This is a genomic window from Labrys miyagiensis (assembly GCF_030160835.1).
Taxonomy (GTDB): domain Bacteria; phylum Pseudomonadota; class Alphaproteobacteria; order Rhizobiales; family Labraceae; genus Labrys; species Labrys miyagiensis.
Map to the genome: position 1 here is coordinate 1 of NZ_BSPC01000058.1, position 23909 is coordinate 23909.

General features: G+C 63.6%; 22 protein-coding genes. 9 read left to right on the forward strand and 13 right to left on the reverse strand.

Going from position 1 to position 23909, the window contains the following annotated elements:
* Positions 1-72 precede the first annotated feature (72 nt).
* From QQL24_RS25195 to QQL24_RS25210, 4 genes are all read right to left on the reverse strand, one after another.
* The gene (locus tag QQL24_RS25195; RefSeq protein WP_284315052.1) at positions 73-831 is read right to left on the reverse strand and encodes a bestrophin-like domain; all 759 of its coding nucleotides are present in this window, start codon (positions 829-831) and stop codon (positions 73-75) included.
* A gap of 624 nt (positions 832-1455) precedes the next feature.
* Positions 1456-2553 (reverse strand): TRAP transporter substrate-binding protein, encoded by a 1098-nt coding sequence (locus tag QQL24_RS25200; RefSeq protein WP_284315053.1) that lies wholly within the window; start codon positions 2551-2553, stop codon positions 1456-1458.
* Between the two features lie 167 nt (positions 2554-2720).
* Positions 2721-4628, reverse strand: a complete 1908-nt coding sequence (locus QQL24_RS25205; RefSeq protein ID WP_284315054.1) for an ABCB family ABC transporter ATP-binding protein/permease — start codon at positions 4626-4628, stop codon at positions 2721-2723.
* 183 nt (positions 4629-4811) lie between these two features.
* On the reverse strand, positions 4812-6500 hold the full coding sequence (locus QQL24_RS25210) for a LysM peptidoglycan-binding domain-containing protein (protein WP_284315055.1): 1689 nt from the start codon (positions 6498-6500) through the stop codon (positions 4812-4814).
* 413 nt (positions 6501-6913) lie between these two features.
* On the opposite strand from QQL24_RS25210, the gene QQL24_RS25215 reads away from it, so the two are divergent.
* Positions 6914-8329, forward strand: a complete 1416-nt coding sequence (locus QQL24_RS25215; protein ID WP_284315056.1) for a COG3904 family protein — start codon at positions 6914-6916, stop codon at positions 8327-8329.
* A gap of 61 nt (positions 8330-8390) precedes the next feature.
* Positions 8391-8993, forward strand: a complete 603-nt coding sequence (locus tag QQL24_RS25220) for an LOG family protein (RefSeq protein WP_284315057.1) — start codon at positions 8391-8393, stop codon at positions 8991-8993.
* A gap of 21 nt (positions 8994-9014) precedes the next feature.
* On the opposite strand, the gene QQL24_RS25225 is transcribed toward QQL24_RS25220, so the two are convergent.
* A complete protein-coding gene (locus QQL24_RS25225; RefSeq protein WP_284315058.1) occupies positions 9015-9419 on the reverse strand; it encodes a hypothetical protein in 405 nt (134 codons plus the stop codon).
* A 244-nt stretch (positions 9420-9663) separates the two neighbouring features.
* Between QQL24_RS25225 and QQL24_RS25230 the strand changes: the two genes are divergently transcribed.
* The gene (locus QQL24_RS25230) at positions 9664-10251 is read left to right on the forward strand and encodes a YceI family protein (RefSeq protein ID WP_284315059.1); all 588 of its coding nucleotides are present in this window, start codon (positions 9664-9666) and stop codon (positions 10249-10251) included.
* On the opposite strand, the gene dhaL is transcribed toward QQL24_RS25230, so the two are convergent.
* Positions 10241-10882, reverse strand: a complete 642-nt coding sequence (gene dhaL / locus QQL24_RS25235; protein ID WP_284315060.1) for a dihydroxyacetone kinase subunit DhaL — start codon at positions 10880-10882, stop codon at positions 10241-10243. The genes QQL24_RS25230 and dhaL overlap by 11 nt on opposite strands.
* Positions 10883-10926: 44 nt before the next feature.
* On the reverse strand, positions 10927-11934 hold the full coding sequence (locus QQL24_RS25240; protein ID WP_284315061.1) for a dihydroxyacetone kinase subunit DhaK: 1008 nt from the start codon (positions 11932-11934) through the stop codon (positions 10927-10929).
* Between the two features lie 299 nt (positions 11935-12233).
* On the opposite strand from QQL24_RS25240, the gene QQL24_RS25245 reads away from it, so the two are divergent.
* Entirely contained in the window at positions 12234-12455 is a 222-nt protein-coding gene (locus QQL24_RS25245; RefSeq protein WP_284315062.1) for a hypothetical protein, read from the forward strand.
* 88 nt (positions 12456-12543) lie between these two features.
* Here QQL24_RS25245 and cimA read toward each other — a convergent pair whose 3' ends face one another.
* From cimA to QQL24_RS25265, 4 genes are all read right to left on the reverse strand, one after another.
* On the reverse strand, positions 12544-14142 hold the full coding sequence (gene cimA, locus QQL24_RS25250) for a citramalate synthase (protein WP_284315063.1): 1599 nt from the start codon (positions 14140-14142) through the stop codon (positions 12544-12546).
* A complete protein-coding gene (locus tag QQL24_RS25255; RefSeq protein WP_284315064.1) occupies positions 14139-14642 on the reverse strand; it encodes a GNAT family N-acetyltransferase in 504 nt (167 codons plus the stop codon). The genes cimA and QQL24_RS25255 overlap by 4 nt, the downstream gene beginning before the upstream one ends.
* Entirely contained in the window at positions 14642-16084 is a 1443-nt protein-coding gene (gene cysS, locus QQL24_RS25260) for a cysteine--tRNA ligase (protein WP_284315065.1), read from the reverse strand. Before cysS ends, QQL24_RS25255 begins: the two co-directional genes overlap by 1 nt.
* 220 nt (positions 16085-16304) lie before the next feature.
* Positions 16305-16526 (reverse strand): hypothetical protein, encoded by a 222-nt coding sequence (locus QQL24_RS25265; protein WP_284315066.1) that lies wholly within the window; start codon positions 16524-16526, stop codon positions 16305-16307.
* 383 nt (positions 16527-16909) lie between these two features.
* Here QQL24_RS25265 and QQL24_RS25270 point away from each other — a divergent pair, with 383 nt between their 5' ends.
* Positions 16910-17035: a hypothetical protein gene (locus tag QQL24_RS25270; RefSeq protein ID WP_284315067.1), complete on the forward strand. Its 126-nt coding sequence runs from the start codon at positions 16910-16912 to the stop codon at positions 17033-17035.
* A gap of 557 nt (positions 17036-17592) precedes the next feature.
* Positions 17593-17892: a hypothetical protein gene (locus QQL24_RS25275; protein ID WP_284315068.1), complete on the forward strand. Its 300-nt coding sequence runs from the start codon at positions 17593-17595 to the stop codon at positions 17890-17892.
* A gap of 109 nt (positions 17893-18001) precedes the next feature.
* Here QQL24_RS25275 and QQL24_RS25280 read toward each other — a convergent pair whose 3' ends face one another.
* Together QQL24_RS25280 and gltX are read right to left on the reverse strand one after the other, a co-directional pair.
* The gene (locus QQL24_RS25280; RefSeq protein ID WP_284315069.1) at positions 18002-18517 is read right to left on the reverse strand and encodes a CreA family protein; all 516 of its coding nucleotides are present in this window, start codon (positions 18515-18517) and stop codon (positions 18002-18004) included.
* A gap of 219 nt (positions 18518-18736) precedes the next feature.
* Positions 18737-20071 carry a glutamate--tRNA ligase gene (gene gltX, locus QQL24_RS25285; protein ID WP_284315070.1) on the reverse strand — a complete coding sequence of 445 codons (1335 nt, stop codon included), beginning with the start codon at positions 20069-20071 and terminating at the stop codon, positions 18737-18739.
* A gap of 364 nt (positions 20072-20435) precedes the next feature.
* Here gltX and QQL24_RS25290 point away from each other — a divergent pair, with 364 nt between their 5' ends.
* From QQL24_RS25290 to QQL24_RS25300, 3 genes are all read left to right on the forward strand, one after another.
* Positions 20436-21296, forward strand: a complete 861-nt coding sequence (locus tag QQL24_RS25290; RefSeq protein ID WP_284315071.1) for a MipA/OmpV family protein — start codon at positions 20436-20438, stop codon at positions 21294-21296.
* Positions 21297-21520: 224 nt separating this feature from the next.
* Positions 21521-21850: a hypothetical protein gene (locus QQL24_RS25295; RefSeq protein WP_284315072.1), complete on the forward strand. Its 330-nt coding sequence runs from the start codon at positions 21521-21523 to the stop codon at positions 21848-21850.
* A gap of 93 nt (positions 21851-21943) precedes the next feature.
* Positions 21944-23899 (forward strand): oxidoreductase, encoded by a 1956-nt coding sequence (locus tag QQL24_RS25300; protein WP_284315073.1) that lies wholly within the window; start codon positions 21944-21946, stop codon positions 23897-23899.
* The last annotated feature ends 10 nt before the right edge of the window (positions 23900-23909 follow it).

Below are 23909 nucleotides of genomic sequence, written 5' to 3' on the forward strand. Positions count from 1 at the left end.
TTAAAACACCAATCAGTCGTCTCAATTTAACCGGGAACAACCTCATGACAATCCACAACTAGATCTCGGCCATCACAGTCCCGAACCGATCTCAGCAATGGCAGAGCGCATCGGCTCGACCGAGACACGGATCAGCCCGCTGGTCGGCGTTCCCAGCTCCAGGATTATCAGCACACCGCCGGAGATTGCGAGGGCACAAAGCAGGAGAACGATGATCACGGTCGCGTTCTTGGGCGCGAACAGGCCAAAGCTGGCGAAGAGCAGCGCCAGCCAGAAGATCATCAGGATCAGGAAGGCCGGGGGCACCGCGATGCCTGTCTTCTCGACGAGCAGCCAGCGCGCTTCCGAAATCGCCTGCGTGATGGAGAGAGCGCGCGCGACGATCTGGCGCTCGTGCTCGGTCGCCGGTGTCAGATTGGATATCTGGTCCTCGATCGCCTCGAGTTCCTTCAGGGTCTGGAGATCGCCGCCCTCGGCGGACAGCGGATTGGAGAGTTGGGAGACCTTGTTCTCGGCATAGGCCTTGAGCGTGACGCGGATGTCATGCACCTGCGGGCCATAGCGCAGCAGGACCCGGTCGAGCTTGACGATGTTGATGGCCAGACTGTCGATCGCATCGGCGCGCTGCTTGAACGAATTGCTGGCACTGGTGATCATCAGGCCAAGCACCAGCGCCGCCAGCGTTCCGACGACAGCCATCGACACGGAGACGGCCGTGCGCGTTTCGGTACTCAGATGCGGTTCGGGCAGGTGCTGGGCGACGGCAACACCGGCCAATGCGCTGCAAAAGATCGCAAGGAAGGAGGCCAGGCTGATCCAGACGGCGCTCATCAATCTACATTCCGCAACATCAAAGACATGGAACAGTATTTGTCACGTTCCCTCAAGAATTTAAATTATCCTGACAACCATAATGGCTCAAGCCTCCGCGCATGCGGGACTCCAGAGCACAAGAATATGCCACCATCCAGCGCCGCTGGTTATTTTTGGCGAGAGCACTCAAGACAAAGATAAGATCCGAGGTGGGGCATGGATAAGATAAACTTGAAGATGCCAGCTTCACGCGGGGAGGGTCATGATTTTCTGCGCACCATCGGCTGAGGCGGTTGCCGCGGTGCGGCTATCCCCAACAGGGCGCAATTTCGCTGTCCCCTGCCCCGCTTCGCCGCACTCCTTCTTGCGCTCGCTGTTGCATGGCTGCTGTCGTTCGCAACCTCTCCCGCGCAGGCACAGGACAGCTTCTACGACACTATGGGCATGCGGCTCTCCTCCTACCGGCCTGGCGGGCGAGGCGATTGCCGTGTCCGGGGTCGTCATCGTGCCGTCCACGCCGGTCCCCACGGCAGGTCGGTATATCATCGCCAGGGCTCATCCGACCACGGGCATCGAACCGCAATGTGCGCCTACGCTGGCACGGGTTTTCTTCGACTCGATCTTAGTCGCCCGCTTCGAACCTCAGCCGCCCTTGGGGTAGTTGTAATCGAGCAGCCTCATATTGGTGTAGCCCTGGTCGCCGATGCGGGTCCACAGCAGCGTCGCCTGGCGGAAGGCGAAATAGGAGGCGGCGATGCGCTTGGTGAGGTCGTCGCCATTGTCGATCATTTCGCTCAGCACCTCGCCGCTCGCCGTGCCGAAAGCCTTGAACACTTCGTCGGGGAACTGCTTGAGCATCACGCCCTGCTCGGTCACGGCCTGCGCGATGGCGATCGGGGAGCGTGCATTGTATTCGGCGAGCGAGCGGGTGTTCTCCTCGGTGCAGGCGACCTCGATAGCGACCTTGTGGGTGGTCGGCAAGGCATCGAACTTGGCGCTGTTCACCTGCAATTGCAGGGCGGCGCAGGGCTCCTGGAAGCCTGGCCAGTAGCAGAACTTCGCGGCATTCTGGAAGCCGAAGGAAAGGTCGTTGACCGGCCCCATGAACTCTGCCGCGTCGAGATCGCCGGACTGCAGCTTGGGCAGGATCTGGGAGCCCGGCATCAGCACCTGGTTGACGCCGAGCTTGGCGAGGGCCTGCCCAGCCAGGCCGCCGATGCGGAAGCGCAGCCCCCTGAGATCCTCGACGGTATTGATCTCCTTGCGGAACCAGCCACCGAGCCGCGCGCCGGTATTGCCGGCAGCGTAGGCCCGGATGCCGAAGCGCTCGCCGAGTTCGTCCCACAGCCCGCGCCCGCCACCAGCATAGATCCAGGCATTGAACTCCTGCGCCATCAGGCCGAAGGGAATGGCGGAGAAGAAGGCAAAGGCCGGCGATTTTGAAATGTAATAGGCCGACATGTCGTGCGACATCTCGGCATCGCCGGACATCACCGCCGTCATGTTCTGGTCGACAGGCACCAGTTCGCCGGCCGCATAGAGCCTGATGGTGAGCTGGCCCTGCGTGAGCACGCCGATGCGATCGGCCAGGCGCTGCGCTCCGGTGCCCGCGCCGGCCAGCCCCTTGGGCCAGGCCGTAACCATCCGCCATTCGATGAGATTCTGGGCCAGAGCGGGGGCGGCCAGGGCACTGGCGGTGACGGCAGCGGCTCCAGCGAGAAAACGGCGGCGGGTCGACATGATCTGTCCTTAACGGGGCGGTGTTGGGCTCCCAGCGCGGTGAATAAACAGCGGCCAAGATGAACTGGGGATGAAGGCCCCCTGGGACCGCCGGCTTTCCGGCCGGCTCTTGTAAACGAAGGTGTTCGATGGATGGAAGATGCCGGCTGGAAAGCCGGCGCTCCCCGTCACCCCGCCAACGCATCCCGATAAACCGGCGAGCCTTCATCCTGCGAACGCTGCAGCTTCTCGCGTGCTTCGTCGGCCTCGCGCTGCCGGTTCCACATGCCGGCATAGACGCCGCCACGGGAGAGAAGTTCCTCGTGGTTGCCGCGCTCCACGATCACGCCCTTGTCGAGCACGATGATCTCATCCGCATTCACAACGGTGGAAAGGCGATGGGCGATCACCAGAGTGGTACGGTTCTGCGAAATGCGCTCCAGCGCGTCCTGGATCTCCATCTCGGTATAGGAGTCGAGCGCCGAGGTCGCCTCGTCGAGCACCAGCACCGGCGGGCCCTTGAGGATGGTACGCGCGATGGCGACACGCTGTTTCTCACCACCGGAAAGCTTCAGGCCACGCTCGCCCACTTCCGTTTCGTAGCCCTTGGGCATGCGGCGGATGAAGGTGTCGATCTGGGCGAGGCGCGCCGCCTCCTCCACCTCGGCATCGGTGGCATCCCAGCGGCCATAGCGCACATTGTAGCGGATGGTGTCGTTGAAGAGCACCGTGTCCTGCGGCACCATCCCGATGGCGGCGCGCAGGGATTTCTGCGTCACGTCCCGCACATCCTGACCATCGATCAGCACCCGACCGTCATTGACGTCGTAGAAGCGGAACAGCAGGCGCGAGATGGTCGACTTGCCGGCGCCCGATGGACCGACGATTGCCACCGTGGCGCCAGGCGCCACATCGAACGAGAGCCCCTGCAGGATGGGACGGTCGGGATCGTAGTTGAACACCACATTGTCGAAGGTGACGCGCCCTTCGCTGACCTGCAGCGGCTTGGCATCCGGCCTGTCCTGGACTTCGGTCTCCTTGTCGAGAAGCTCGAACATGGTCTCGATATCGGTGATGCCCTGCTTGATTTCGCGATAGGCAAAGCCGAGGAAGTTCAGCGGCGTCGCCAGTTGCAGCCACATGCCGTTGAGCAGGATGATATCGCCCACCGTATTGACGCCCCTGGAAACGCCAAAGCCCGCCAGCAGGACAGACGCCGTCATGCCCAAGGTGAAGATGATGCCCTGGCCGATATTGAGCCAGGTCAGCGTCATATAGGTGCGGTTGGCGGATTTCTCATACCCGGCCAAGGCACGGTCATAGCGGGCAAGCTCGCGATCCTCATTCGAGAAATATTTGACCGTTTCATAATTCAGCAGGCTGTCGATCGCCTTCTGGTTGGCGTCGGTATCGGATTCGTTCATCTCGCGCCGGATATCGATGCGCCAATCGGTGGCCTTGATGGTGAACCAGACATAGATGGCCGTCGTCACCAATACGATCGTGGCGTAGCGCCAGTCGAACTGCAGCAGGAGCATGCCGAGGTAAAGCACCAGTTGCACGATGGTCGGCAGGATATTGATGGTGGCGAAGCGGACGATGTTCTCGATGCCGGTCCGGCCGCGGTCGATCACCCGCGACAGGCCGCCCGTCTTGCGCTCCAGATGATAGCGCAGGCTGAGATTGTGGATGTGCTGGAAGGTCTCGATGGCCAGGCGTCGCACCGCATAGAGGAAGACGGGTGCGAACATGCCGTCCTTCCACTGGGAGATCGACGTGCTCAGGACACGGGTCACGCCATAGGCCACCAGCATGGAAAGGGGCAGGCCGGCCAGCCAGATCGCGAGCGCGGAGCCGGTCAACACCTTGCCGCCATTGAGTGCCGCCAGCCCGTCGGTCGCCCATTTCAGGGTATAGGGCATGATCAAGGTGACGACCATGGACAGGAGCAGGAGCACGAAGGCCCAGACCACCCGCATGCGCAGATCTGCCCGTTCGGCCGGCCACATATAGGGCCATAGCTGCTTCATGGTGTGGAGGAAAGCGCCCCGGTCAGCGCTGATGCGCTTGCGAGCGGCGGCATTATCGGGCGGCATGGACAGGCTTTCAGCGAAGGAGCACTGGGCACTCCCAGCAGCATGGGTATTTCTTGGAATGTCGCTGCGTAGTTAGGTCTGTATCGAAGCGACTGCAAGCTTATGCCGCGCAAATTCGCGCTCAAGCAGATATCATGCGCCGATCGATACGCGAAAAATGGCCACCCATTCCCGCGGAAAGGCCTACGGCACCTTCTTTTCCGGCATCACGAAGACCTGGCCGGGATAGATCCGGTTGGGGTTGCGGATCTGGTTGGTGTTGGCGTCGTAGATCCAGGTGTAGCGGATGCCTTGCCCGTAGATCTTGCGGGAGATCCGCCAGAGATTGTCGCCCTGCACGATGGTGGTGGTGCGGATTTCCGGGATGACGGCCATGGAAGGCGGCGGCGTTGCCGCGGCCGGCCCCGCGTCGCCCACCCGCACGGGCTTATTGCCTGGTGCGGCCTGCGTCGCGGCAGCCGGCATGGTGGCTGTGGGCAAGACCGGGTTGCTGCCCTCGGACGCGGCGGCGGCCGGTGAAGCCCCCTGGCCCGGCTGGCCAGATGCGGCAGGCACGCCGGGGGACGGTGTGGTGCCGGGCGCCTCTACGCTGGCAGGCTGGGCCTGCTGCGGCGTGGCCGATCCAGACACCCCGCGCGTTGCTACGGGCGAAGATGCCGACACAGGCACGGCTGCGCCGGGGGCCGCCGACTTGCCCGGCGTGGAGGCAGCAGCCACCACGGCCGGAGCGGAGCTGCCGGGCGTCTTCTCGGCCATGGCGAAGGGAACCTCGGCCCGGGTCAGCACCTGTCCGGTGCCGGCGGCGACATCATCCACCCGCACCTTGTAATCTCCCGGCGACATGCCCTTCTCGATGGTCATGCCGAACGTGCCGTCCTTGGCCGCGGTCACGGTGGTGACCAGCGTATCGTTGAGATAGATACGCAGCGAAGAGCCCGGCTCGGCCATGCCGGTGACAAAGAAACGGCCGTTCTCATCGGCTTCCACCGTGCGGATCGAGGCGTTGGCGCGCGAGGGTGTGTTGCCGGCGCCGGCCTTGGGCGTGCTCGGGGTCGGCGAAGAGGAATTGGTCACGGTGGGGCCATCGCCCGCCGGCAGTCCCTGTGTGGGCGGGGCTGCGGCGACCTGCGAATTGGCGATGGCCTTGCCGGTCGGAGGCACGGCATCTGTTAGCACCTTCGAGGGCTGGTCCGGCCTGTTCAGGACGACGACCAATTCCTCACCGGGCTGTTCGGGCACGCGAACCGAAACGCTCTGCTCCGATTGGGTTACCCGGCCATCGGGCGAGGTGGTGCGCAAGGCCAACTCGCAGGGCCCCTTCGGCAGGGTCGGCGGCACGATGGCCCACTGGCCTTTGTCGTCGGCAACAGCACGGGCATAGGTGTTGCCGTTGCGCAGCAGTTCCACTGTCGCGCCAGGCGCGGCGCGGCCGGCGATCACGGCGTCCCCACCAGGCTCGATCCGCGCGATATCGAAGGTCGGCAGAACCTGCTCTTTCGCCGCCGGAGCGGTATCGGCGGGCTTGGCTCCAGCCGCGGGTGCAGCCGTCGTGCCGGCAGCAGGCTTGGCGGCATCGGACTGGCCCGTCGGCGTGGCAGCGGCCGGACTGGGCGTGCCGGGTTTGGGCGCCTGAGGTTGCGCGGATGCCTGGCTCTGGGGCGCGATCGGTGCCTGTGCGTTCTGCTGCGGTTGGGACGCGGCAGGCGGATTGCCAGGGGTGGGCGCCGCGGGCTGGCTGCCGGGAGCAGCATTGGTCAGGGGCGCAGGTGGGGTGGTGGTGGCCGGTTCCCGAACCAGCACGCTGTACAGCGTGCCGACGCTCACGACGCTCGCCGCTCCCACTATTCCAAAACTCTTCCAGCCCACAGCCATCACGCACTCCCGATGCAAGCACGCGCATCGAAACGATTGGTGTCATGCCCGGTGCCGTATCGCAAGGCCAACGACAAGAAACGCCCGCCGAACGCCAGCCCCGGTTTTCTGTAAAATCGCAAATCGCAGCCCCGAATGAAAGGATCGAAAGCGGCGAAGCCTACCTATGACCTACTTTATCCTTGGTAATCAATGTGTTGTTTTGAAGGTGACAGTTTTTTGTTTGACTGCCGACCGGCCTGTGCTGCCAATCCCCTCAAGCACCGCCCGCGCTCCCGCCCCACAACCGGAGCGCGCATCGCCGTGCCGTACATCCCCTCGCGATTTTCATAGCTCGAATCTCATTATTCTCATGAGTTCATGCGGAGATCGCGCTATGTTTTTTTCCAACTTCGCCAAGCCGGAAAGTCTTCATGTCCAGGGCGCTGCTGGTCTTGCTCACTGTGATCTTGTCGGTGCTGTCCATCGCTACGGCAGCGCCCGTCAAACCGGTCAAATCAAAGCCGAACAATCCGGCCCAAACTATGGACCCGATGCATATCGCCATTGTACGCGATCATTCGAGCAATTGCGAACCGAACTGCGCCGAATGGATCATGATGCAGGGTGACATCGTGGCCGGTACGCCGCCGCTGCTCAAGCGGGTGCTGAAACTGGCCGGCAAGCGCAAGCTCCCCGTCTTCGTCAATTCACGCGGCGGCAAGGTCGAGGCCGGAATCACGTTGGGGCGGCTGATTCGGGCCAATCACCTCGATGTCACGGTCAACAAGACCATCCTCGACCCCTGCGATCCCAAGGACAAAAAGTGCAGCGACAACGCCCTGACCGGCCGCAAGGGCTCGCCACAGAGCTATGCGTCCGAATGCGCCTCGAGCTGCGCCTTCCTGCTTGCCGCCGGCGAGGCCCGACACGTGCCCTACACCGCCTTTGTCGGGGTGCACCAATTCACCAACTACCTTACAACGACGCGCTATATGAACACCTATCTGCGCCGGCGCGCACTGGTGAACGGGCGCGTGGTTGTCATTAGCCAGAAACTGGTGAAGCAGAAGGTCATCTCCCAGACCATCGCGAAAGTGGCGACGCCCAAATCCACCTATGACCGTGCCGCGCGCTATTTTGCGGAGATGGGCATCGGCGACAAGATCAACGCCATCCTTCAGACCACCTCCTCCGACAGCATCCACTGGCTGAACGGCGACGAACTCGACTCGACCCACATGATGACCGATCGGGAGGATGGCATTTCGCAGGTCCTCGCCATCAACCGGGAGCTCGGAGGCAAGACAATCCTGGCCTCCGCGCCCGCCCCGTCGGCCCCGAGCGTGACCATATCGGTCCCGACCGTGCCGGTGGTGGTGCCTCCGGCGCCGGCCAGCCCACCGCCCCCTGCGGCCGCCGGCGCGAAGACCTATGTCTCGGCCGACAGCGACATACCGCTCGGTCGCTATCACGGCAACGACGTCACGGTGGATGTCACCGTCCACCAGCATCTGGGTACGCCGGCGGTCATCGTCGACTTCACCCCCCGAAACGCGGCTGGCCCCATCCCGACCACGAGCCTGGTCGCAGGCCTGCAGATCGGCGACCAGCCCCGGCGCGAAAGCCCACCGAATATCACCGCCGGCTCGGTCCAGTCGCTGACGATCGCCGTTCCCGTGGAGGAATTCTGCACGCTCCGGCAGACCGACGTCCTCTGGCTCGATCTCAAGGCCGGGCCCGGTGGCGCGTTCGAGGAAGGCAAGATCGTGCTGCAGACGGAAAGCCGCTTCATGACCGCGCATGCCATGCTGGCGGACATCTGCGGGCAGGCGCAGGCGGCCAAATGAGCGCCGTTGCTGCCCACCCATCGGGCTTGACCGCGAAGATGCTGCGTTGCAAAACCGGGGCATGACAAAACTAAAATCGATCTGCGTCTATTGCGGTTCCAGCAGTGGCATCCGCCCTTCCTATGTCGCGGGCGCCCAGCGCCTCGGCGCCGACATGGCTGCCGGCGGCATCCGCCTGGTCTATGGCGGCGGGGATGTCGGCCTGATGGGTAGCGTCGCTCGCGCCGTCATCGACAATGGCGGCACCGTCACCGGCATCATCCCCACCTTCCTGAAGCGCCGCGAACGCATGCTGACCGATGTGGAAGAGCTCATCGTCACCAAGGACATGCATGAGCGCAAGCGCCTGATGTTCGAGCGCGCCGATGCCTTCGTCGCCCTGCCCGGCGGCGTCGGCACACTCGAGGAATTGGTGGAGCAACTGACCTGGGCCCAGCTCGGCCAGCACAAGAAGCCGATCGTGCTGGTGAATATCGACGGCTTCTGGACGCGCTTTCTCGAAATCCTCGACCATATGCGCGAAGAAGGCTTTATCCGTCCGGAAACCACCGTCGACGTGCTGGTGGCCAGCAAGTCCGAGGACGTGGTGCCGATGCTCAGGACTGCGATCGAGAAGTTGACGCAGGCCGAGATGCAGTTGCATGTCGCGCCGGGAACGCTGTAAGCCATCACCGCTCCGTCGGGATCAGCATTTGCGGAAATAGCGGTAGACGTCCGGCGCGCCCATCCATTTGAAATCACGCGTCAAGCCACCCCGTGCATTGATCCAGCCGCGGATATCCGCGGCGTAACCACGCCAGAGCAAGTCGGTCATATCCGGGCGAAGGGCGGTGTGAAAACCGAACCGCGCCTGCGGCGTCACGCAGATGCGCTGCCGGGGAATATAGCCCAGCAATACGGTGCAGGCCGACTGGCAGGGCCCGACGATGCGGACATCGATACCGCGCGCCGCCAGCCCTTGCCAGCGCTGGGCATAAAGGGCGACGCTGCCGCCGTGGTCATCGAAGACATCGATGGTTTCGGCCGCAGCCCGTTGGGCGCCGATCAATGCCATGATCAGCGCGAATGCCAATGTAGCTTTCTTCAGCATGACGGCCTCGGCGGCACAGGGCGTCCCCCGGCAGGTGGATCTGGTTTGGACTTCGAGTTTTCCGACACTGGGTCAGGAAATCATGGAACGTTCGGGTTGTGAACAAACCCGAAGTTGTCGTGTCGGCTGGCAAAGTCGCCTGCCACGACATCATGCGCCTTGCCAAGGTTCCGGCGCGCTGAATAAAACCTGTCATGCGCGTGTTCATCTCGGCCCACCGCTTTGAGGCGAGTACGGAAAGCCCATGAAGCATTGCATCTCCAAACTAACGGCGGCAGCTTTTCTGGCCGGTTCCGCCCCCTTTCCTTCGGCCACTGCCGCCGACCTCTACAGGCTCGATCCCGACCACACCCAGACCATCTTCACCATCGATCACCTCGGCTATTCCCATATCACCGGCACGTTCCACGACATCAAGGGCACGCTGACGCTCGATGAGAAGAAGCCCGAGGGGAGCAGCGTTGAGGTGACGATCGGCACCGGCAGCGTCGATACCGGCTCGGCCGCGCGCGATGAGGATCTGCGCTCGGCCGACTACTTCAATGTGGCGAAGTTTCCTGCCATGACATTCAGGAGCACGGCCGTGAGGAAGCGTGGCGCCCGCACCGCTGATGTCACGGGCGACCTCACCTTGCTCGGCGTGACGAAACCGGTGGTGCTCAAGGTGACCTTCAACCGCATGGCACCGGACTTCCTGCGCGGGAACAGCGTGGTGGCCGGCTTTACTGCCTCGGCCAGGATCAAGCGCTCGGATTTCGGCATGAAAGCCTTCCTGCCGCTGATCGGCGATCAGGTCGACATCGCCATCAATGCCGAGGGAATCAGGCCGTAGCGCTCGCCGCCATCGCGTCGAGGATCACCACCGCCGACGCCGCGCCGGGATCCATATGGCCGAGGACGCGCTCGCCGAGACGGGAGGCGCGGCCCTTGGACGCCAGCATCGCCTTGGTCGCCTCCGCGCCCTGCTCAGCCGCTTTGGCCGCGGCGCGCAGGCAGGCCTGCAGCGATTGTCCCTCGACGGCCGCGGCCTGGAGGGCCTCGGCGGCGGGAAGCCAGGCGTCGACCATGGTCTTCTCGCCAGGCTCGGCCTTGCCGCGATCCTGGATGCCTTGCGCCATCGCGGCCGTGGCGGCCACCATTGCGTCCCGGTCGAGGCTCGCTCTGCCCTTGACGGCAGCGCCAGCCCGCATGAAGGCCGTGGCATAAAGCGGGCCCGAGGACGCGCCGACCGCATTGAGGAAGGACTTCGCTGCCGTATTGAACACCTGTGTCGGCTCGGTCGTGACGGGGTCGAGACCGGCCAGCGCCTGCGTCACCGCGGCGAAACCCATGTCCATGGTGACGCCGTGATCCGCATCGCCGATCGCGCCATCGAGAGCCGATAGGCGGTCCTTGTCGGCCTCGATCGCCCGCGCGATGGCATTGAACATCTGAATAAGTCTGGCGGTAGTGAACTCGGTCATCGCTTCGGTCCGCGGGAGTGGCATTCTTGACGAGAGGATGGACTTCAGCCCGCGCGGAACATCGCGCAGTCGCAGGGGTGGTCGAGGAGCTCGGTCAGTTCCTCGTCGAGGGCGAGGAGGGTGATCGAGGCGCCGGCCATCTCCAGCGAGGTGCAATAATTGCCGACCCAGGTGGCATGGACGACGATGCCTTTTTCGGCGAGGCGCTGATGCACGCGCCGGTTCATGACATAGAGTTCCATCAGCGGCGTGGAGCCCAGCGAATTGACCAGCACGGCGACCTTGCCGCCTTCGCGTGTCGGCAATTCGGTGAAGATGCGGTCCATGATCTCATCGGTCACCGCATCGGCGCTGCGCAGCGGCTCGCGGGCCACACCCGGCTCGCCATGGATGCCCATGCCGATTTCCATCTCGTTTTCGCCGATCTCGAAATTATGCTTGAGCGTGTGCGGCAGCGAACAGGGCGAGAGCGCTACGCCCATGGTGAAGGTGTGGTCATTGGCCTTGCGCGCCACGCGCTCGCATTCGTCGAAGGACCACATCTTGTCGCAGGCCGCGCCAACGATCTTGAAGATGAAGAAATTGCCGGCAACACCGCGCCGCTTGGACTTCTGATCCAGGGGCGCCGAGGCGACGTCGTCGGTGGTGAGCACGGTGCGGACTTCGATGTCGTCCATTGCTGCCATCTCGGCCGCCATGTCGAAATTCATCACGTCGCCGGCATAATTGCCATACATGAACAGCACGCCCGCTCCGCGGCTCGCAGCCTTGGCACATTCCACGATCGGATCGGGCGGTGGCGAAGCGAAGACATTGCCGACCGCGCAGGCATCCGCCAGGCCCTTGCCGACGAAGCCGAGGAAGGTCGGCTCATGACCGGAGCCGCCGCCGATCACCAGGCCGACCTTGCCCTGGCGTGGGCCATTGACGGCGACCACGGAGCGCGGGCTGCCCGGCACCTGCCTGATGTGGCCGGGATGGGCCCGCACCACGCCTTCGAGCATCTCCTCGATGATGTTCTTGGGATCGTTGATGAGCTTCTTGGTGGGCAAGGCGTTCCTCCCGAGGCCTGGCTCGCCTCGCCGAAGCGGGAGACTCACTGCCATGGGGAGAACCTGAAGGCGAATGCGCCAGAGGGCAAGAACGACGTGGCACCGAGAAAAGGGGCCGCATCAGATTTTCATCACCACGCACCTAATGGCTGGTTGTTTGTATTGTGATCGATGAGGCGAGATCGGACGGAAGCATGGTGTCCCCCACTCCCTGATTGCCCCAACCGCTCCCGGCATGTCCGGATATCTTTGAATCTCCATGCCCACGCAGTATCTTCGTGCCCATGATGAACGCGACGATGCAAAAGGATGAACAAACAGATCTCGCTCGCCTCACCGTTGAGGCAAGGCGTGATTTTCCGCGCGCCATCTTCTGGACCATTCCAATCAGTAGCGATCCCGCCGTCGAAGCGCGTAATATCGGTCATCAGCTCGAAAAATATGGCGGCATGGCCGGCATCGCCTTCGCAGCCAGGCTGGAAAATGCGCTCCGGCAGGCCGGGGAAGAGTCATGGCGCTAACGGACTTCCAGAAGGATATCCCGTGAAAAAGCGATCGCGGCTTTGAGCTAGATGATCCTGGGAATGGGATGCAAATTTTCCGTCAACCTCAAACTTCCGCGCCGGACTTCAGGAGCTTGTACGTCATCGAATCCGTCAGGGCCTGGAACGAAGCATCGATGATGTTGTCGGAGACGCCCACCGTGCTCCAGCGCTCGCCGGCCTTGTCCTGGAACTCGATGAGCACGCGGGTCACCGCGTCCGAGCCGCCCTGGAAGATGCGGACCTTGTAGTCCACCAGCTTCAGATCCTCGATATAGGATTGGTATTTGCCGAGATCCTTGCGCAGGGCGATGTCGAGGGCGTTGACCGGGCCCTGCCCCTCGGCGGCGGAGATCAGCTCGTCCCCACCCACTTTCACCTTGACGATGGCTTCCGAATAGCTGCCGAGCTCGCCCCGGGCATTCCAGCGCCGTTCCACATTCACGCTGAAGCGCTCGATGAAGAAGAATTCCGGCACGGTGCCGAGGATGCGCTTGGCCAGCAGGAAGAAGGAGGCGTCGGCGCCTTCATAGGCATAGCCCTGCGCTTCCTTGTCCTTCAGCGCGCCGAGCAGATGCATCAGGCGCGGATCATCCTTGTCGATGGTCAGGCCGAGGCGTTCGAGTTCGGCCAGGATATTCGACTTGCCGGCCTGATCGGAGACCAGGAGCTTGCGCCGGTTGCCGACGCTCTCCGGCGCGACATGCTCATAGGTCGAGGGGTCCTTGACCACGGCGGAGGCATGGATGCCGGCCTTGGTGGCGAAGGCCGAGGAACCGACATAGGGCGCATGATGGTCGGGCGTGCGATTCAGCAATTCGTCGAGCTTGCGCGACACGCGCGTCAGCGTCTCGAGCTTGTGCCCGTCGACGCCGATCTCGAAGCGCTCGGCATAATCGGGCTTGAGCAGGAGCGTGGGGATTAGGGAGGTGAGGTTGGCATTGCCGCAACGCTCGCCGAGGCCATTGAGCGTGCCCTGGATCTGGCGCACGCCCGCGCGCACAGCCGCAAGCGAATTCGCCACCGCCTGCTCGGTGTCGTTATGGGCGTGAATGCCGAGATGGTCGCCCGGGATGACCTTCGCGACCTCGCCGACGATATGTTCGACCTCGTGGGGAAGCGTGCCGCCATTGGTGTCGCAAAGCACCACCCAGCGCGCGCCGGCCTCATAGGCGGCCCGGGCGCAAGAAAGTGCATAGTCGGGATTGGCCTTGTAGCCATCAAAGAAATGCTCGCAATCGAGCAGCACCTCGCGCCCGCGCGCCTTGGCGGTGGCGACGCTGTCGCGGATGCTGTCGAGATTCTCTTCCAGGCTGATGCCGAGCGCCACTCGCACCTGGTGATCCCAGCTCTTGGCGACGAAGCAGATCGCATCCGCCCTCGCGTCGAGAAGGCCGGCGATGCCGGGATCGTTGGCTGCCGAGCGGCCGGCACGCTTGGTCATGCCGAAGGCGGTGAACGTCGCCCTCAGGCCATTGTCCTGGCTGAAGAATTGTGTGTCGAGCGGATTGGCGCCGGGATAGCCGCCCTCGATATAGTCGACGCCGAGATCGTCGAGCAGACGGGCGATCGCCTGCTTGTCCGGCAGGGAGAAGTCGACGCCCGTGGTCTGGGCGCCGTCGCGCAGGGTGGTGTCGAAGAGATAGAGCCGGTCACGCGTCGTCACGAAGCCGCTCCCGGCGCGACAAGCGTCTTCTTCATGGTGGTGTTGCCGAGCCACTCGTCGCCCAGCGTCACCGTGTTGCGCCGCTCGGCCGAAAAACCCTGCTTCTGGAAGAAGTCACGGGCCGTATCGCTGGCATCGACGGTGAGCGCCGTGACACCGCGCGCCTTGGCAAGTTGTTCGACGGCGTTGTAGAGCATGGCGGCCACGCCCTGCCCCGCCACGGCTGGATGGACGTAGAGCAGGTCCACCATTTCCTTGCCCTTGAGCGCGATGAAGCCGATGGGCGAGCCGCCGACCGTGGCGACGAGCGTAAGGGAGCCCGCGAGCCGATGGCTCCAGGCTTCTTCATCGTCGGCCGCGCTGGCCCAGGCTTCCTGCTGGCCCTCGGAATAGTCCTCCCCGGTCAGCTCATGGATGCTGGCGCGGAAGATTTCGGCCAGGATCGGCCCATCCGCCGGGAGGAAGGGGCGAAGCCCCGGTTTCGGCATTGCCTGTGCCATCAGACCTTGACCTCCCAGCTCGTGGTGCCGTCCTTGTTGTCCTTGACGGCGATGTTGAGCCTTGTCAGCTCATCGCGGATGCGGTCCGATTCCGGCCAGTTCTTGGCTGCCCGAGCCGCCTTTCGCGCGACAAGAAGGGCCTCGACTTCCCCTCGCAGGGCCTCGCTGATCGCGGTGTCGCCCTTCAGCGCCGCCACATCGTTGCTGAAGCCGAGGAAGGCCAGGGTCGCCGCGCGGTCGGCCGGGCTCTCGATCTGGTGCAGGCGCGCCAGCACCGCCGGCGTCTTGAGGTCATCCGAAAGCGCCTCGATCACACCCGCATCGATGCCGCCGTCCGCCGGTGCGTCCTCATACCAGCGCAGCAGGGTCTGCTGTGCCTCGGTGAGGGCCTGCACGGTCCAGTCGATAGGCTGGCGGTAATGGGTGCGCAGCATGGCAAAGCGCAGCACATCGCCATGCCAGGCCCGGCCGCCGAACTTGTCGCTCGCCAGCAGTTCCCGGATGGTGATGAAGTTGCCCAGACTCTTGGACATCTTCTCGCTCTCGACCTGCAGGAAGCCGTTGTGCATCCAAACATTGGCCATCACCGGCGTGCCGAAGGCGCAGCAGCTTTGGGCGATCTCGTTCTCGTGATGCGGGAAGACGAGATCGATGCCACCGCCATGGATGTCGAAGATGTTGCGGGCCGGATCGTCGCAAGCAAGGCCACCGCCGAAGGGCTCCAGGAGCTTGGCGGTCGCCATGGCGGAGCACTCGATATGCCAGCCAGGACGGCCCGGGGTGGCGATGCCGGCCGGGCTCGGCCAGCCAGGCTGATGGCCGTGCGAGGGCTTCCAGAGTACGAAATCCATGGGATCGCGCTTGTAGGGCGCAACATCGATGCGGGCACCCGACAACATCTCGTCGAGCGAGCGGCGGGCAAGCGAGCCATAGCGCGGCACCTCCGCGAGCTTTTCCATCCCATGTACGGAGAACAGCACATGCTCCTCCGCGACATAGGCGACGCCCCGCGCGATCAGCCGTTCGATGAGCGCCTTCATCTCCTCGATATGATCGGTGGCGCGCGGCTCGACCATTTGCGGAAGCTGGCCGGGCTGATTGACCTCGCCGGGCATCAGCACGCCCAGCGCGCGGATATCCTGGTGGAACTGGGCCAGCGTGCCGTCCGTCAGTTCGCGGATGGAAATGCCGCGCTCGGCCGCCCTGTCGTTGATCTTGTCGTCAACGTCGGTGATGTTGCGGGCATAGGTGACATGCTCGGCGCCATAGATGTGGCGCAGCAGGCGGAACAGCACGTCGAACACAATGATCGGGCGGGCATTGCCGATATGGGCGAAGTCATAGACCGTGGGCCCGCAGACATACAGGCGCACGTGATCGGGATCGACCGGGTGGAAATCGACCTTGGCGCGCGTGCGCGTATCGTAGAGCCGTAAAGTCATGCGTTCCCCACCTTGGCTGGCCAGGGGCGTCTGCGCTCAAGATTTTGGGCGAATGACGGCGCCAGCCAGCGTTTCTGCTAGCTGCAAATAATCCGCGAAAGGATGGCCGTCTTTGTCATGGGCGGGACCAATGTGCCAAGCAGGCGCGGAAGTCAAGATGGGGCGCCTCGGGATCGTATCCTGGTTCGATCGGTATCTGCCTTTTCAGCTCGGCGAGTATTCACTCCTCCTCGCCGTAACGCAAAAAAGAGTCGAACTCCTGAGGCTTCATTTGCCGGACTTTTCGCTCGACGTCTCTCGAATACTTCCTGTCGTTCGGTTCAGTCCCCTTTTGGGCCTTCCGAGCATATTGCTGTAAGAACCGATGGATCGCTTCCGCCTTTAGCGCCTGCTTTTCGTCGACATTGAGGTGGCGTCGGGTGTGATCGTCACGCATCTGCATTTCTCATCCCTTGCTTTGCGCCAAGCGTACACATCGTCACATCGGGGGGAGGCCGCGCCGGTGGTGAACCGGGCAATCGGGCGAACGCTTTCGTGGTCATCCCGTGCGCACTGCACCACGCAGTGGTGCAGTGCGCACGGGATGACCATAAGGACATTCACTCAAGTGCGTTGGACAAACATAGAACCAGTCTTGACTTTTGTTCATCCCCATGCTTTATTCCCTAACGGAATGAGGCGTCAGCAGCCGGTGTATGATCAACCCGGCTCCGAACGCCTCCATCCACCCCGACAGCCTATCCAAGCGGTAGGCGCACGGTGGTCCTGCTTCTCTCGAAGCCGGCCTCCAGGGGTGACGTGCGGGACAGACGGGATCGGCACCCCATGGAAGTGCCCTGTGATCCCTGGACGAAGCGTGAAGGGCTTGAGCCCGGCAACGCCTTTGTCCCCCGTCCCGCCGATGCGGTGAAGACGGCTCATGCCACTGTCCGGCCAGGACTGCAGCGCTGAGCCCCTTCGCCGAGCCGGCTGGTCAGGTTCGGATGGTCCGTGCCATCCGCTCCCGGCTCGCCTCCGCCTTCGGAAGGCGGAAAAACAGGTGGCCTTGCACGCCTTGTCAGCGCGCCAGGCAACCGGAACGGGGCGATGGCGGCCTGCACCGACAGTGCGGCCTGCATCTTCCATGATCTTGCCTTCACGGCTGCTCCGCAGCCGCCATCGCCCGGTCTCTTCATCAACCCAGCCCGAAAGGGCGTGGGAACGAGAGCGCTTGCGCATTGGGGTGAGAAAACGGCGGAAGCAAAAGGCGCTGACACGAAAGAGGCTGACGCTTGGGGATCGTTAGAAAAATCAGTGAATCGGCAAGCCGGTTTTCAAAGAGCGGGAGAGGCGCGCAAGCGTCGCGCTTGAAGCACTTGTTTTTTAACGATCCCTTAGTGATGCACAGCGGCAACATGGTTCCGCCAAAGTTTCTCCACGTCGATTTACGGATGTTTAAAAGCGCACTGCGATGGTAGTCAGGCTCCGATATTGAACGGGGCAGCACCCGTTCACGAGCGCGTATTTCGATGAAACTTCCTGCTATTTCCCTGTTTGCGGCTGCGTTGGCCTTCGCCACACCCGCCTTTGCCCAGAACGTTGCCTCCTTTGTCGTCGCCAACGATGACGGCTATGGCGTCGACACCTGCCTGGAGAGCGGCGCGGCCTGTGGTGCACCCATCGCCACCGAATGGTGTGTCGCCAATGGCTATTCCAAGGCAATCGACTATCGCCGCCAGAGCGAAGCCGACATCACCGGTTCGATCAACGGCCCGACCCAGGTCGCCGTCGCGCAACCGCATGCGGTTGTGATTACCTGCGAGAAGTGACTGGGAGCGCGGACATCACAGCGACATGCCTTCATGCCGCGATGTCCGCTCTTCCTTTTCCCGCCAGCGCCACGGTTCCAAGAGCGGACAAGATGTCCGCGCTCCCAGGTTAATCCGTAACGAAGTCCCCGCATTTCTGCGCCGGCTCGCCATTCCAGGGCATGACCGGGACCGAGGACGTCGAGTTCTTCGGCGAACCGTCGATCAGCTTGTCGCTATAGACGAGATAGACCAGCACGTTGCGCTTGACGTCGCAGCCGCGCACCACCTGCATCTTCTTGAAGAAGAACGAGCGCGACTGGCGATAGACCAGGGCGCCCTGCTCGAATTTCGACTTGAACTTGATCGGCCCGATCTGGCGGCAGGCCAGCGAGATGTCGGAGACCTGCTCGGCCACACCGAACATGCCCTTGAGGCCGCCCTTCTCAGGGATGGTAAAATGGCAGGCAACGCCGTCGACATCGGGATCGTCGATGCCATAGACGGCCAGCTTGTCATCCGGCGTCAGGAATTTCCAGACTGTCGATTTCTTGAAGATCAGGTCGGGATCCTGGCTCTGGGCCAGGGCGGGCGTTGAAGCCAGGGCGGCGATCGCAGCCAGGCCGAAGACAATCTTGCGCAGCATCCAGTGCCTCCTCATCGGCCTGCATATGGGATGGGGAGGCGAGTCGTTCCAGAGGGAGGTGACGGAGGGGTGATGTAGGGGTGATGTAGGGACTGTCGAGAATGAGCGGTTGGGCGCAGCCCCGGGAGGGCGGTGCTTCCATGCCGGTCTGAAGACCGGCACACCAAAACGCCCTTCCCGGTGTGCCGGTCTTCAGACGGGCATGGAACCGCCCTCCTGTCAGAACTCCCTCTTCAACCTCTCCAACACCCGCTCCCGGCCGATCAGCGGCAACAATCCCTTCAGTTCCGGCCCGTGATCGAGCCCGGTCAGCGCCTGACGCAGCGGCATGAACAGCGCCTTGCCCTTGGCGCCGGTCTCGGCCTTCACCGCGTCGGTCCAAATGCTCCAGGTCGTCTCATCCCAGGGCCCGGGCGGCAGGACCGCGGCGGCGCGCGACAGGAAGGCGGTATCCTCCACATCGGAGGCGACCGGGCCGGTCACCACGTCCCACCAGTTCTTCGTCTCCGCCAGCTTGACGATGTTGCTGCGCACCACCTGCCAGAATGTCTCGCCGCCGCCAACGCCGAGCGCCACCAGCCGATCCGCCACTTCGGCATAGGGCGTCTCATGCAGCAAGCGAGCGTTGAGCACCTGGATCTCGGCCGGATCGAAGCGGGCCGGTGCGCGAGAGATGCGCGAGAGATCGACCAGCTTGGCCAATTCCTCGAGCGAGGCGACGGGACGCACGGCTTCCGATGTCCCGGTGAGAAGGGCAAGGCTCGACACCGCCATCGGCTCGAAGCCGTCCTCGCGCAGGGAACGGATCGAAAGGGCGCCCGTGCGCTTGGAGAGCCCCTCCCCGCTCAGCGTGGTGAGGAGGTTGTGATGCGCGAAAACAGGTACCCTGCCGCCCAGCGCCTCGAAAATCTCGATCTGCACGGCGGTGTTGGTGACGTGGTCCTCGCCGCGGATAATGTGGGTCACGCCGAGATCGATGTCGTCGATCACCGAGGTGAGCGTGTAGAGATAGCTGCCATCGGCGCGCACCAGCACGGGATCGGAGAGCGACGAGGTGTCGATATGGGCCGGGCCACGCACGCCATCCTCCCACTCCACCCGGCGATGGTTGAGCAGGAAGCGCCAATGCGGGCGGCGCCCCTCCGCCTCCAAGGCCGCCTTCTGCATATCGGTGAGTTTGAGGGCGGCACGGTCGTAGACCGGCGGCAGGCCGCGCGCCTTCTGCAGGGCGCGGCGGCGGTCGAGTTCCTCCTCGGTCTCGTAGCAGGGATAAAGGCGCCCGGCCGCCCGCAGCCTGGCGGTGGTGGTGTCATAGAGGGACAGACGATCGGACTGCCGCAGTTCGAGATCCGGCACCATGCCGAGCCAGATAAGGTCTTGCCTGATGGCGTCGGCATATTCCTGCCGGGAGCGGGCAGTGTCGGTATCGTCGTAGCGCAGGATGAATTGGCCGCCGACACGCTTGCCCACGCACCAGTTCAGCAGGGCGGTGCGGATATTGCCGATATGGATGTAGCCGGTGGGGGACGGCGCGAATCGGACGACGGGTGGCATAACGGGCCTTCGATTTGACGAAACGCTGTCTCCTATACCCCGCGGCCCCGATTTTGAAGGAAAGATTATAGGTACAAAGAGAGTCGTTTTTGCTGGCCACAAAAATGACATCACGTCTATAAGGGGCGCCACCAATCTTTCCGCGCCTGCCTTCTGGATATTCGGCAGGCTGACCGTAACCGCCATGGACCTGTCATCGTGATGCGATGACGCGGCACTGTTGATGCTCCCCGCATCAAGAACATGACGTTAGGGAATACCATTGGAACTCCAAGCCTTCATTCATTCTTTGTTGTCACGTTGCAGGCAATGTCGGGCAAAGCCTGCCGAGGACTGTGATGCGGGCAGAGCCTGGAAAGAAGTGATGTTGCGTACCCTGTTGAAGACGACCATCGCAGCCGCAGCTCTCGGCTGCGCGCTGGCCTCGCCGGCACTGGCCCAATCCACGCCCACCCCCTCGCCCTACACGCCCACGGGCTTCTGGGACACCTATTTCGCCGGAGGATGGTCGCTGACTCTGGGCGCCCAGGCCACGGTGGGGCCGAGCTATGAAGGCGCCAGCAATATGGGCTTCCTGGCGGCGCCGATGGTGTCGCTGGGCCGCTCGGGCGCCGGCCCGGTGTTCACCTCTCGCAACGACAATCCCGGTTTGGCGGTGTTCGACACGGGCAATTTCCAGATCGGTCCCGTTGCCAAGATCCTGTACGAGCGCACCGATTCGGCATCCAACGACCTCAAGGGCCTCAAGGACGTGCCGTGGGGCGGCGAACTCGGCCTGTTCATGAACTATTACCCGTCGGACTGGCTGCGCCTGCGCGCCGAAGTCCGCGAGGGCATCCGCGCGTATCACGGCGTGGTCGCCGATCTCTCGGCTGATGCCTTCTACGATATCACGCCGACCTGGCGCATCTCCGGCGGCCCGCGCATCTCGGCCGCGAGCGAGGGCTACTACGAGGCTTATTACGGCGTATCGCTGGCGGAGTCGCTGGCTTCCGGCCTCGACATCTATCATCCCGACGGCGGCGGCATCAAATCGGTCGGCGTCGGCGGCGCCGTGACATGGAAGACCACCGACAAGATTACCACCAGCGCTTTCGCCGAATATAGCCGCCTCACTGGCCCGGCGGCCGATTCGAGCCTGGTCAGGGAGCGCGGCAACGACAACCAGCTGCTGCTGGGCGTGTCGGCAACCTACCGCTTCGATTTCACGGTCCCTGGCATGTAGGACTGGCGTCAGGGACGACCTGACGACGCAGGTGCATAGCGGGGCGGCTCTGCTCGCCACGAGCCTGAGCTAGGGTGTTGCCTTTGACACTCAACACCGGCACACGGCGCGTTCGAAATCCCGACGGCTATCGCCGGGCCTTGGTGCATATTATTGGCGAGCGCAAATTTGGACCAGGGCCGAGCTACTGGCGCTTCGGCGCGGGCGCATGATATAGCTTTCTCATGAGTGAAAACGTCGACAACAGCCTGATGACCGAGGTTCTCAAGGAAATCCGCAAGCCGTTGCGCGATCAAGGGACTTTGCTGTCTCGCATCGTGGAAATCCTCGGCCATCACTCCAACCGCTTCAATGCGATCGAGAACCGTTTCGATCTCATCGAGGGCCGCCTGACGAGCATCGATCGGCGGTTCCATGAACAGACCGTCGAGTTGGAAACGATCATTCGTGGCGAGATGCTCGGGGCGCGGACCAACTTCGAGATCCAGTGGGAGGACAGGCTTCATGACCTCGACGAGCGCATAAAGGCCCTCGAGGACAAGGCGGGCACATAAAGGGGGGCGCGTTTGCGCCTTGAAAATGCAGCGCCTCCTGTTTGATAGTCTCCCCGGCTGAGGCAATCGGCCGGAGCATCAAGCCGAGGCCGCGTGAGCCATCCCCTCCCCCATCTCTATTCGCCCTTCACGATCCGCAACACGCGGATCAAGAACCGCATCATGTCAACGGGCCACGACACCACGCTGCCCACCGCCTTCGTGCCCAACGATGCCCTGATCGCCTATCAGCAGGCTCGCGCCAAAGGAGGCGTCGGCCTGATCGTGCTGCAGGTCGCCGGCGTGCACGAGACGGCGCGCTACACCTCCCATCTCTTGATGGCGACCAGCGACGACTGCATTCCCGGCTACCGGCGCCTCGCCGATGTCTGTCACGCCGAGGGCGCCACCGTGTTCGGGCAACTCTTCCATCCCGGCCGCGAGATCATGGAGACGGCCGAGGGCACGGCGCCGGTCGCCTATGCCCCCTCGGCCGTGCCCAACCAGCGCTTCCATGTCATGCCGCGCCCCATGACCACACGCATGATCGCCGAGATCGTCGAGGGTTATGGCGCGGCGGCCAAACGCCTCGAAACCGCCGGCCTCGATGGGGTCGAGATCGTCGGCAGCCATGGCTATCTGCCGGCCCAGTTCGTCAATCCGCGCGCCAATCTGCGCGAGGACCAGTATGGCGGTTCACTGGAGAACCGCCTGCGCTTCCTCCGTGAGATCGTCGAGGCCATACGCCGACAGACCGCTCCGGATTTCGTCGTCGGCCTGCGCTTCAGCGCTGAGGACCGTGACCTCAACGGCCTCACCACCGAGGAGGTGAGCGAGGCGCTGGTCGCACTCGACGGCGCCTTCGACTATTTCAACCTCACTATCGGCTCCTCGGCCAGTTTCGGCGGCGCCGTCCATATCGCACCCGCCATGGCCTTCGCCAGCGCCTATGGCGCGCCGGTGGCGGCGGCGATCAAGCGCCAGGTCAAGACGCCCGTCTTCTACGCCGGCCGCGTCAACCAGCCCCAGGATGCAGAGCGCCTGGTCGCCCAGGGCGAGGCCGATATGGTGGGCATGACGCGCGCCCTGATCTGCGATCCCGACATGCCCGGCAAGGCCGAGGCCGGCCGCTTCGATGATATCCGCGCCTGCATCGCCTGCAACCAAGCCTGCATCGGGCATTTCCAGCTTGGCGTGCCCATCTCCTGCATCCAGCATCCGGAGACCGGCCGCGAGCTCACCTACGGCACGATGAAGCGCGCTGGCAACCCCAAGCGCGTGCTGGTGGCCGGCGGTGGCCCGGCCGGGCTGAAGGCTGCGGCCATCGCGGCAGAGCGCGGCCACAAGGTCACGCTCTTCGAGGCCTCAGAGCGCCTGGGCGGACAGGCCCTGCTGGCACAATTGCTGCCGCGGCGGCTCGAATTCGGCACCATCGTGTCGAACCTCACGGGTGAAGCGGAGCGCGCCGGCGTCAAGATCGTCAGGCGCACCAGGGTCGATCCCGCGCTGATCCTGCGCGAGAAGCCCGACACCGTGGTACTGGCGACCGGCGCGACGCCGCGCCATCCTGAGCTGCCGGGCGCCGAGAGCGCCCATGTCGTCGATGCCTGGCAGGTGCTGCGCGACGAAGCCAATGTCGGCGCCTCTGTGCTGGTGGCGGACTGGCGTTGCGACTGGATCGGCATGGGTGTCGCCGAGAAACTCGCTCGCGCCGGCTGCAAGGTCCGCCTCGCCGTCAATGGCTACATGCCCGGCCAGCGCATCCAGGCCTATGTGCGCGACCAGACCGCCGGCGTGCTGCATGATCTCGGCGTCGAGGTCATCCCCTATGCCGACCTCTACGGCGTCGACGGCCAGACCGTCTACCTCGCCCATGTCACCGGCCGCGAGCCGATCATCATCGAGGGGGTGGACACGCTGGTGACCTCGCTCGGGCATGATGCGGTGAACACGCTGGAAGCGGAGCTGAGCGATTTCGAGGGTGAACTGCATGTGATCGGCGACTGCCTGACGCCGAGGACGGCGGAAGAGGCGGTGCTGGAGGGCTTGAAGGCGGGTTGGGCGATATAACCCAACGGAG

What these genes read in the sequence shown, in the direction of transcription:
- QQL24_RS25220 (WP_284315057.1), top strand. Translation starts at nt 8,391, where the DNA reads ATGACAAAACTAAAATCGATCTGCGTCTATTGCGGTTCCAGCAGTGGC.
- QQL24_RS25215 (WP_284315056.1), top strand. Translation starts at nt 6,914, where the DNA reads ATGTCCAGGGCGCTGCTGGTCTTGCTCACTGTGATCTTGTCGGTGCTG.
- QQL24_RS25295 (WP_284315072.1), top strand. Translation starts at nt 21,521, where the DNA reads ATGAGTGAAAACGTCGACAACAGCCTGATGACCGAGGTTCTCAAGGAA.
- gltX (WP_284315070.1), bottom strand. Translation starts at nt 20,071, where the DNA reads ATGCCACCCGTCGTCCGATTCGCGCCGTCCCCCACCGGCTACATCCAT.
- QQL24_RS25265 (WP_284315066.1), bottom strand. Translation starts at nt 16,526, where the DNA reads ATGCAGATGCGTGACGATCACACCCGACGCCACCTCAATGTCGACGAA.
- QQL24_RS25210 (WP_284315055.1), bottom strand. Translation starts at nt 6,500, where the DNA reads ATGGCTGTGGGCTGGAAGAGTTTTGGAATAGTGGGAGCGGCGAGCGTC.
- QQL24_RS25225 (WP_284315058.1), bottom strand. Translation starts at nt 9,419, where the DNA reads ATGCTGAAGAAAGCTACATTGGCATTCGCGCTGATCATGGCATTGATC.
- dhaL (WP_284315060.1), bottom strand. Translation starts at nt 10,882, where the DNA reads ATGACCGAGTTCACTACCGCCAGACTTATTCAGATGTTCAATGCCATC.
- QQL24_RS25275 (WP_284315068.1), top strand. Translation starts at nt 17,593, where the DNA reads ATGAAACTTCCTGCTATTTCCCTGTTTGCGGCTGCGTTGGCCTTCGCC.
- QQL24_RS25290 (WP_284315071.1), top strand. Translation starts at nt 20,436, where the DNA reads ATGTTGCGTACCCTGTTGAAGACGACCATCGCAGCCGCAGCTCTCGGC.
- cysS (WP_284315065.1), bottom strand. Translation starts at nt 16,084, where the DNA reads ATGACTTTACGGCTCTACGATACGCGCACGCGCGCCAAGGTCGATTTC.
- QQL24_RS25195 (WP_284315052.1), bottom strand. Translation starts at nt 831, where the DNA reads ATGAGCGCCGTCTGGATCAGCCTGGCCTCCTTCCTTGCGATCTTTTGC.
- QQL24_RS25245 (WP_284315062.1), top strand. Translation starts at nt 12,234, where the DNA reads ATGCAAAAGGATGAACAAACAGATCTCGCTCGCCTCACCGTTGAGGCA.
- QQL24_RS25280 (WP_284315069.1), bottom strand. Translation starts at nt 18,517, where the DNA reads ATGCTGCGCAAGATTGTCTTCGGCCTGGCTGCGATCGCCGCCCTGGCT.
- QQL24_RS25205 (WP_284315054.1), bottom strand. Translation starts at nt 4,628, where the DNA reads ATGCCGCCCGATAATGCCGCCGCTCGCAAGCGCATCAGCGCTGACCGG.
- QQL24_RS25255 (WP_284315064.1), bottom strand. Translation starts at nt 14,642, where the DNA reads ATGGCACAGGCAATGCCGAAACCGGGGCTTCGCCCCTTCCTCCCGGCG.
- QQL24_RS25230 (WP_284315059.1), top strand. Translation starts at nt 9,664, where the DNA reads ATGAAGCATTGCATCTCCAAACTAACGGCGGCAGCTTTTCTGGCCGGT.
- QQL24_RS25270 (WP_284315067.1), top strand. Translation starts at nt 16,910, where the DNA reads ATGGAAGTGCCCTGTGATCCCTGGACGAAGCGTGAAGGGCTTGAGCCC.
- QQL24_RS25200 (WP_284315053.1), bottom strand. Translation starts at nt 2,553, where the DNA reads ATGTCGACCCGCCGCCGTTTTCTCGCTGGAGCCGCTGCCGTCACCGCC.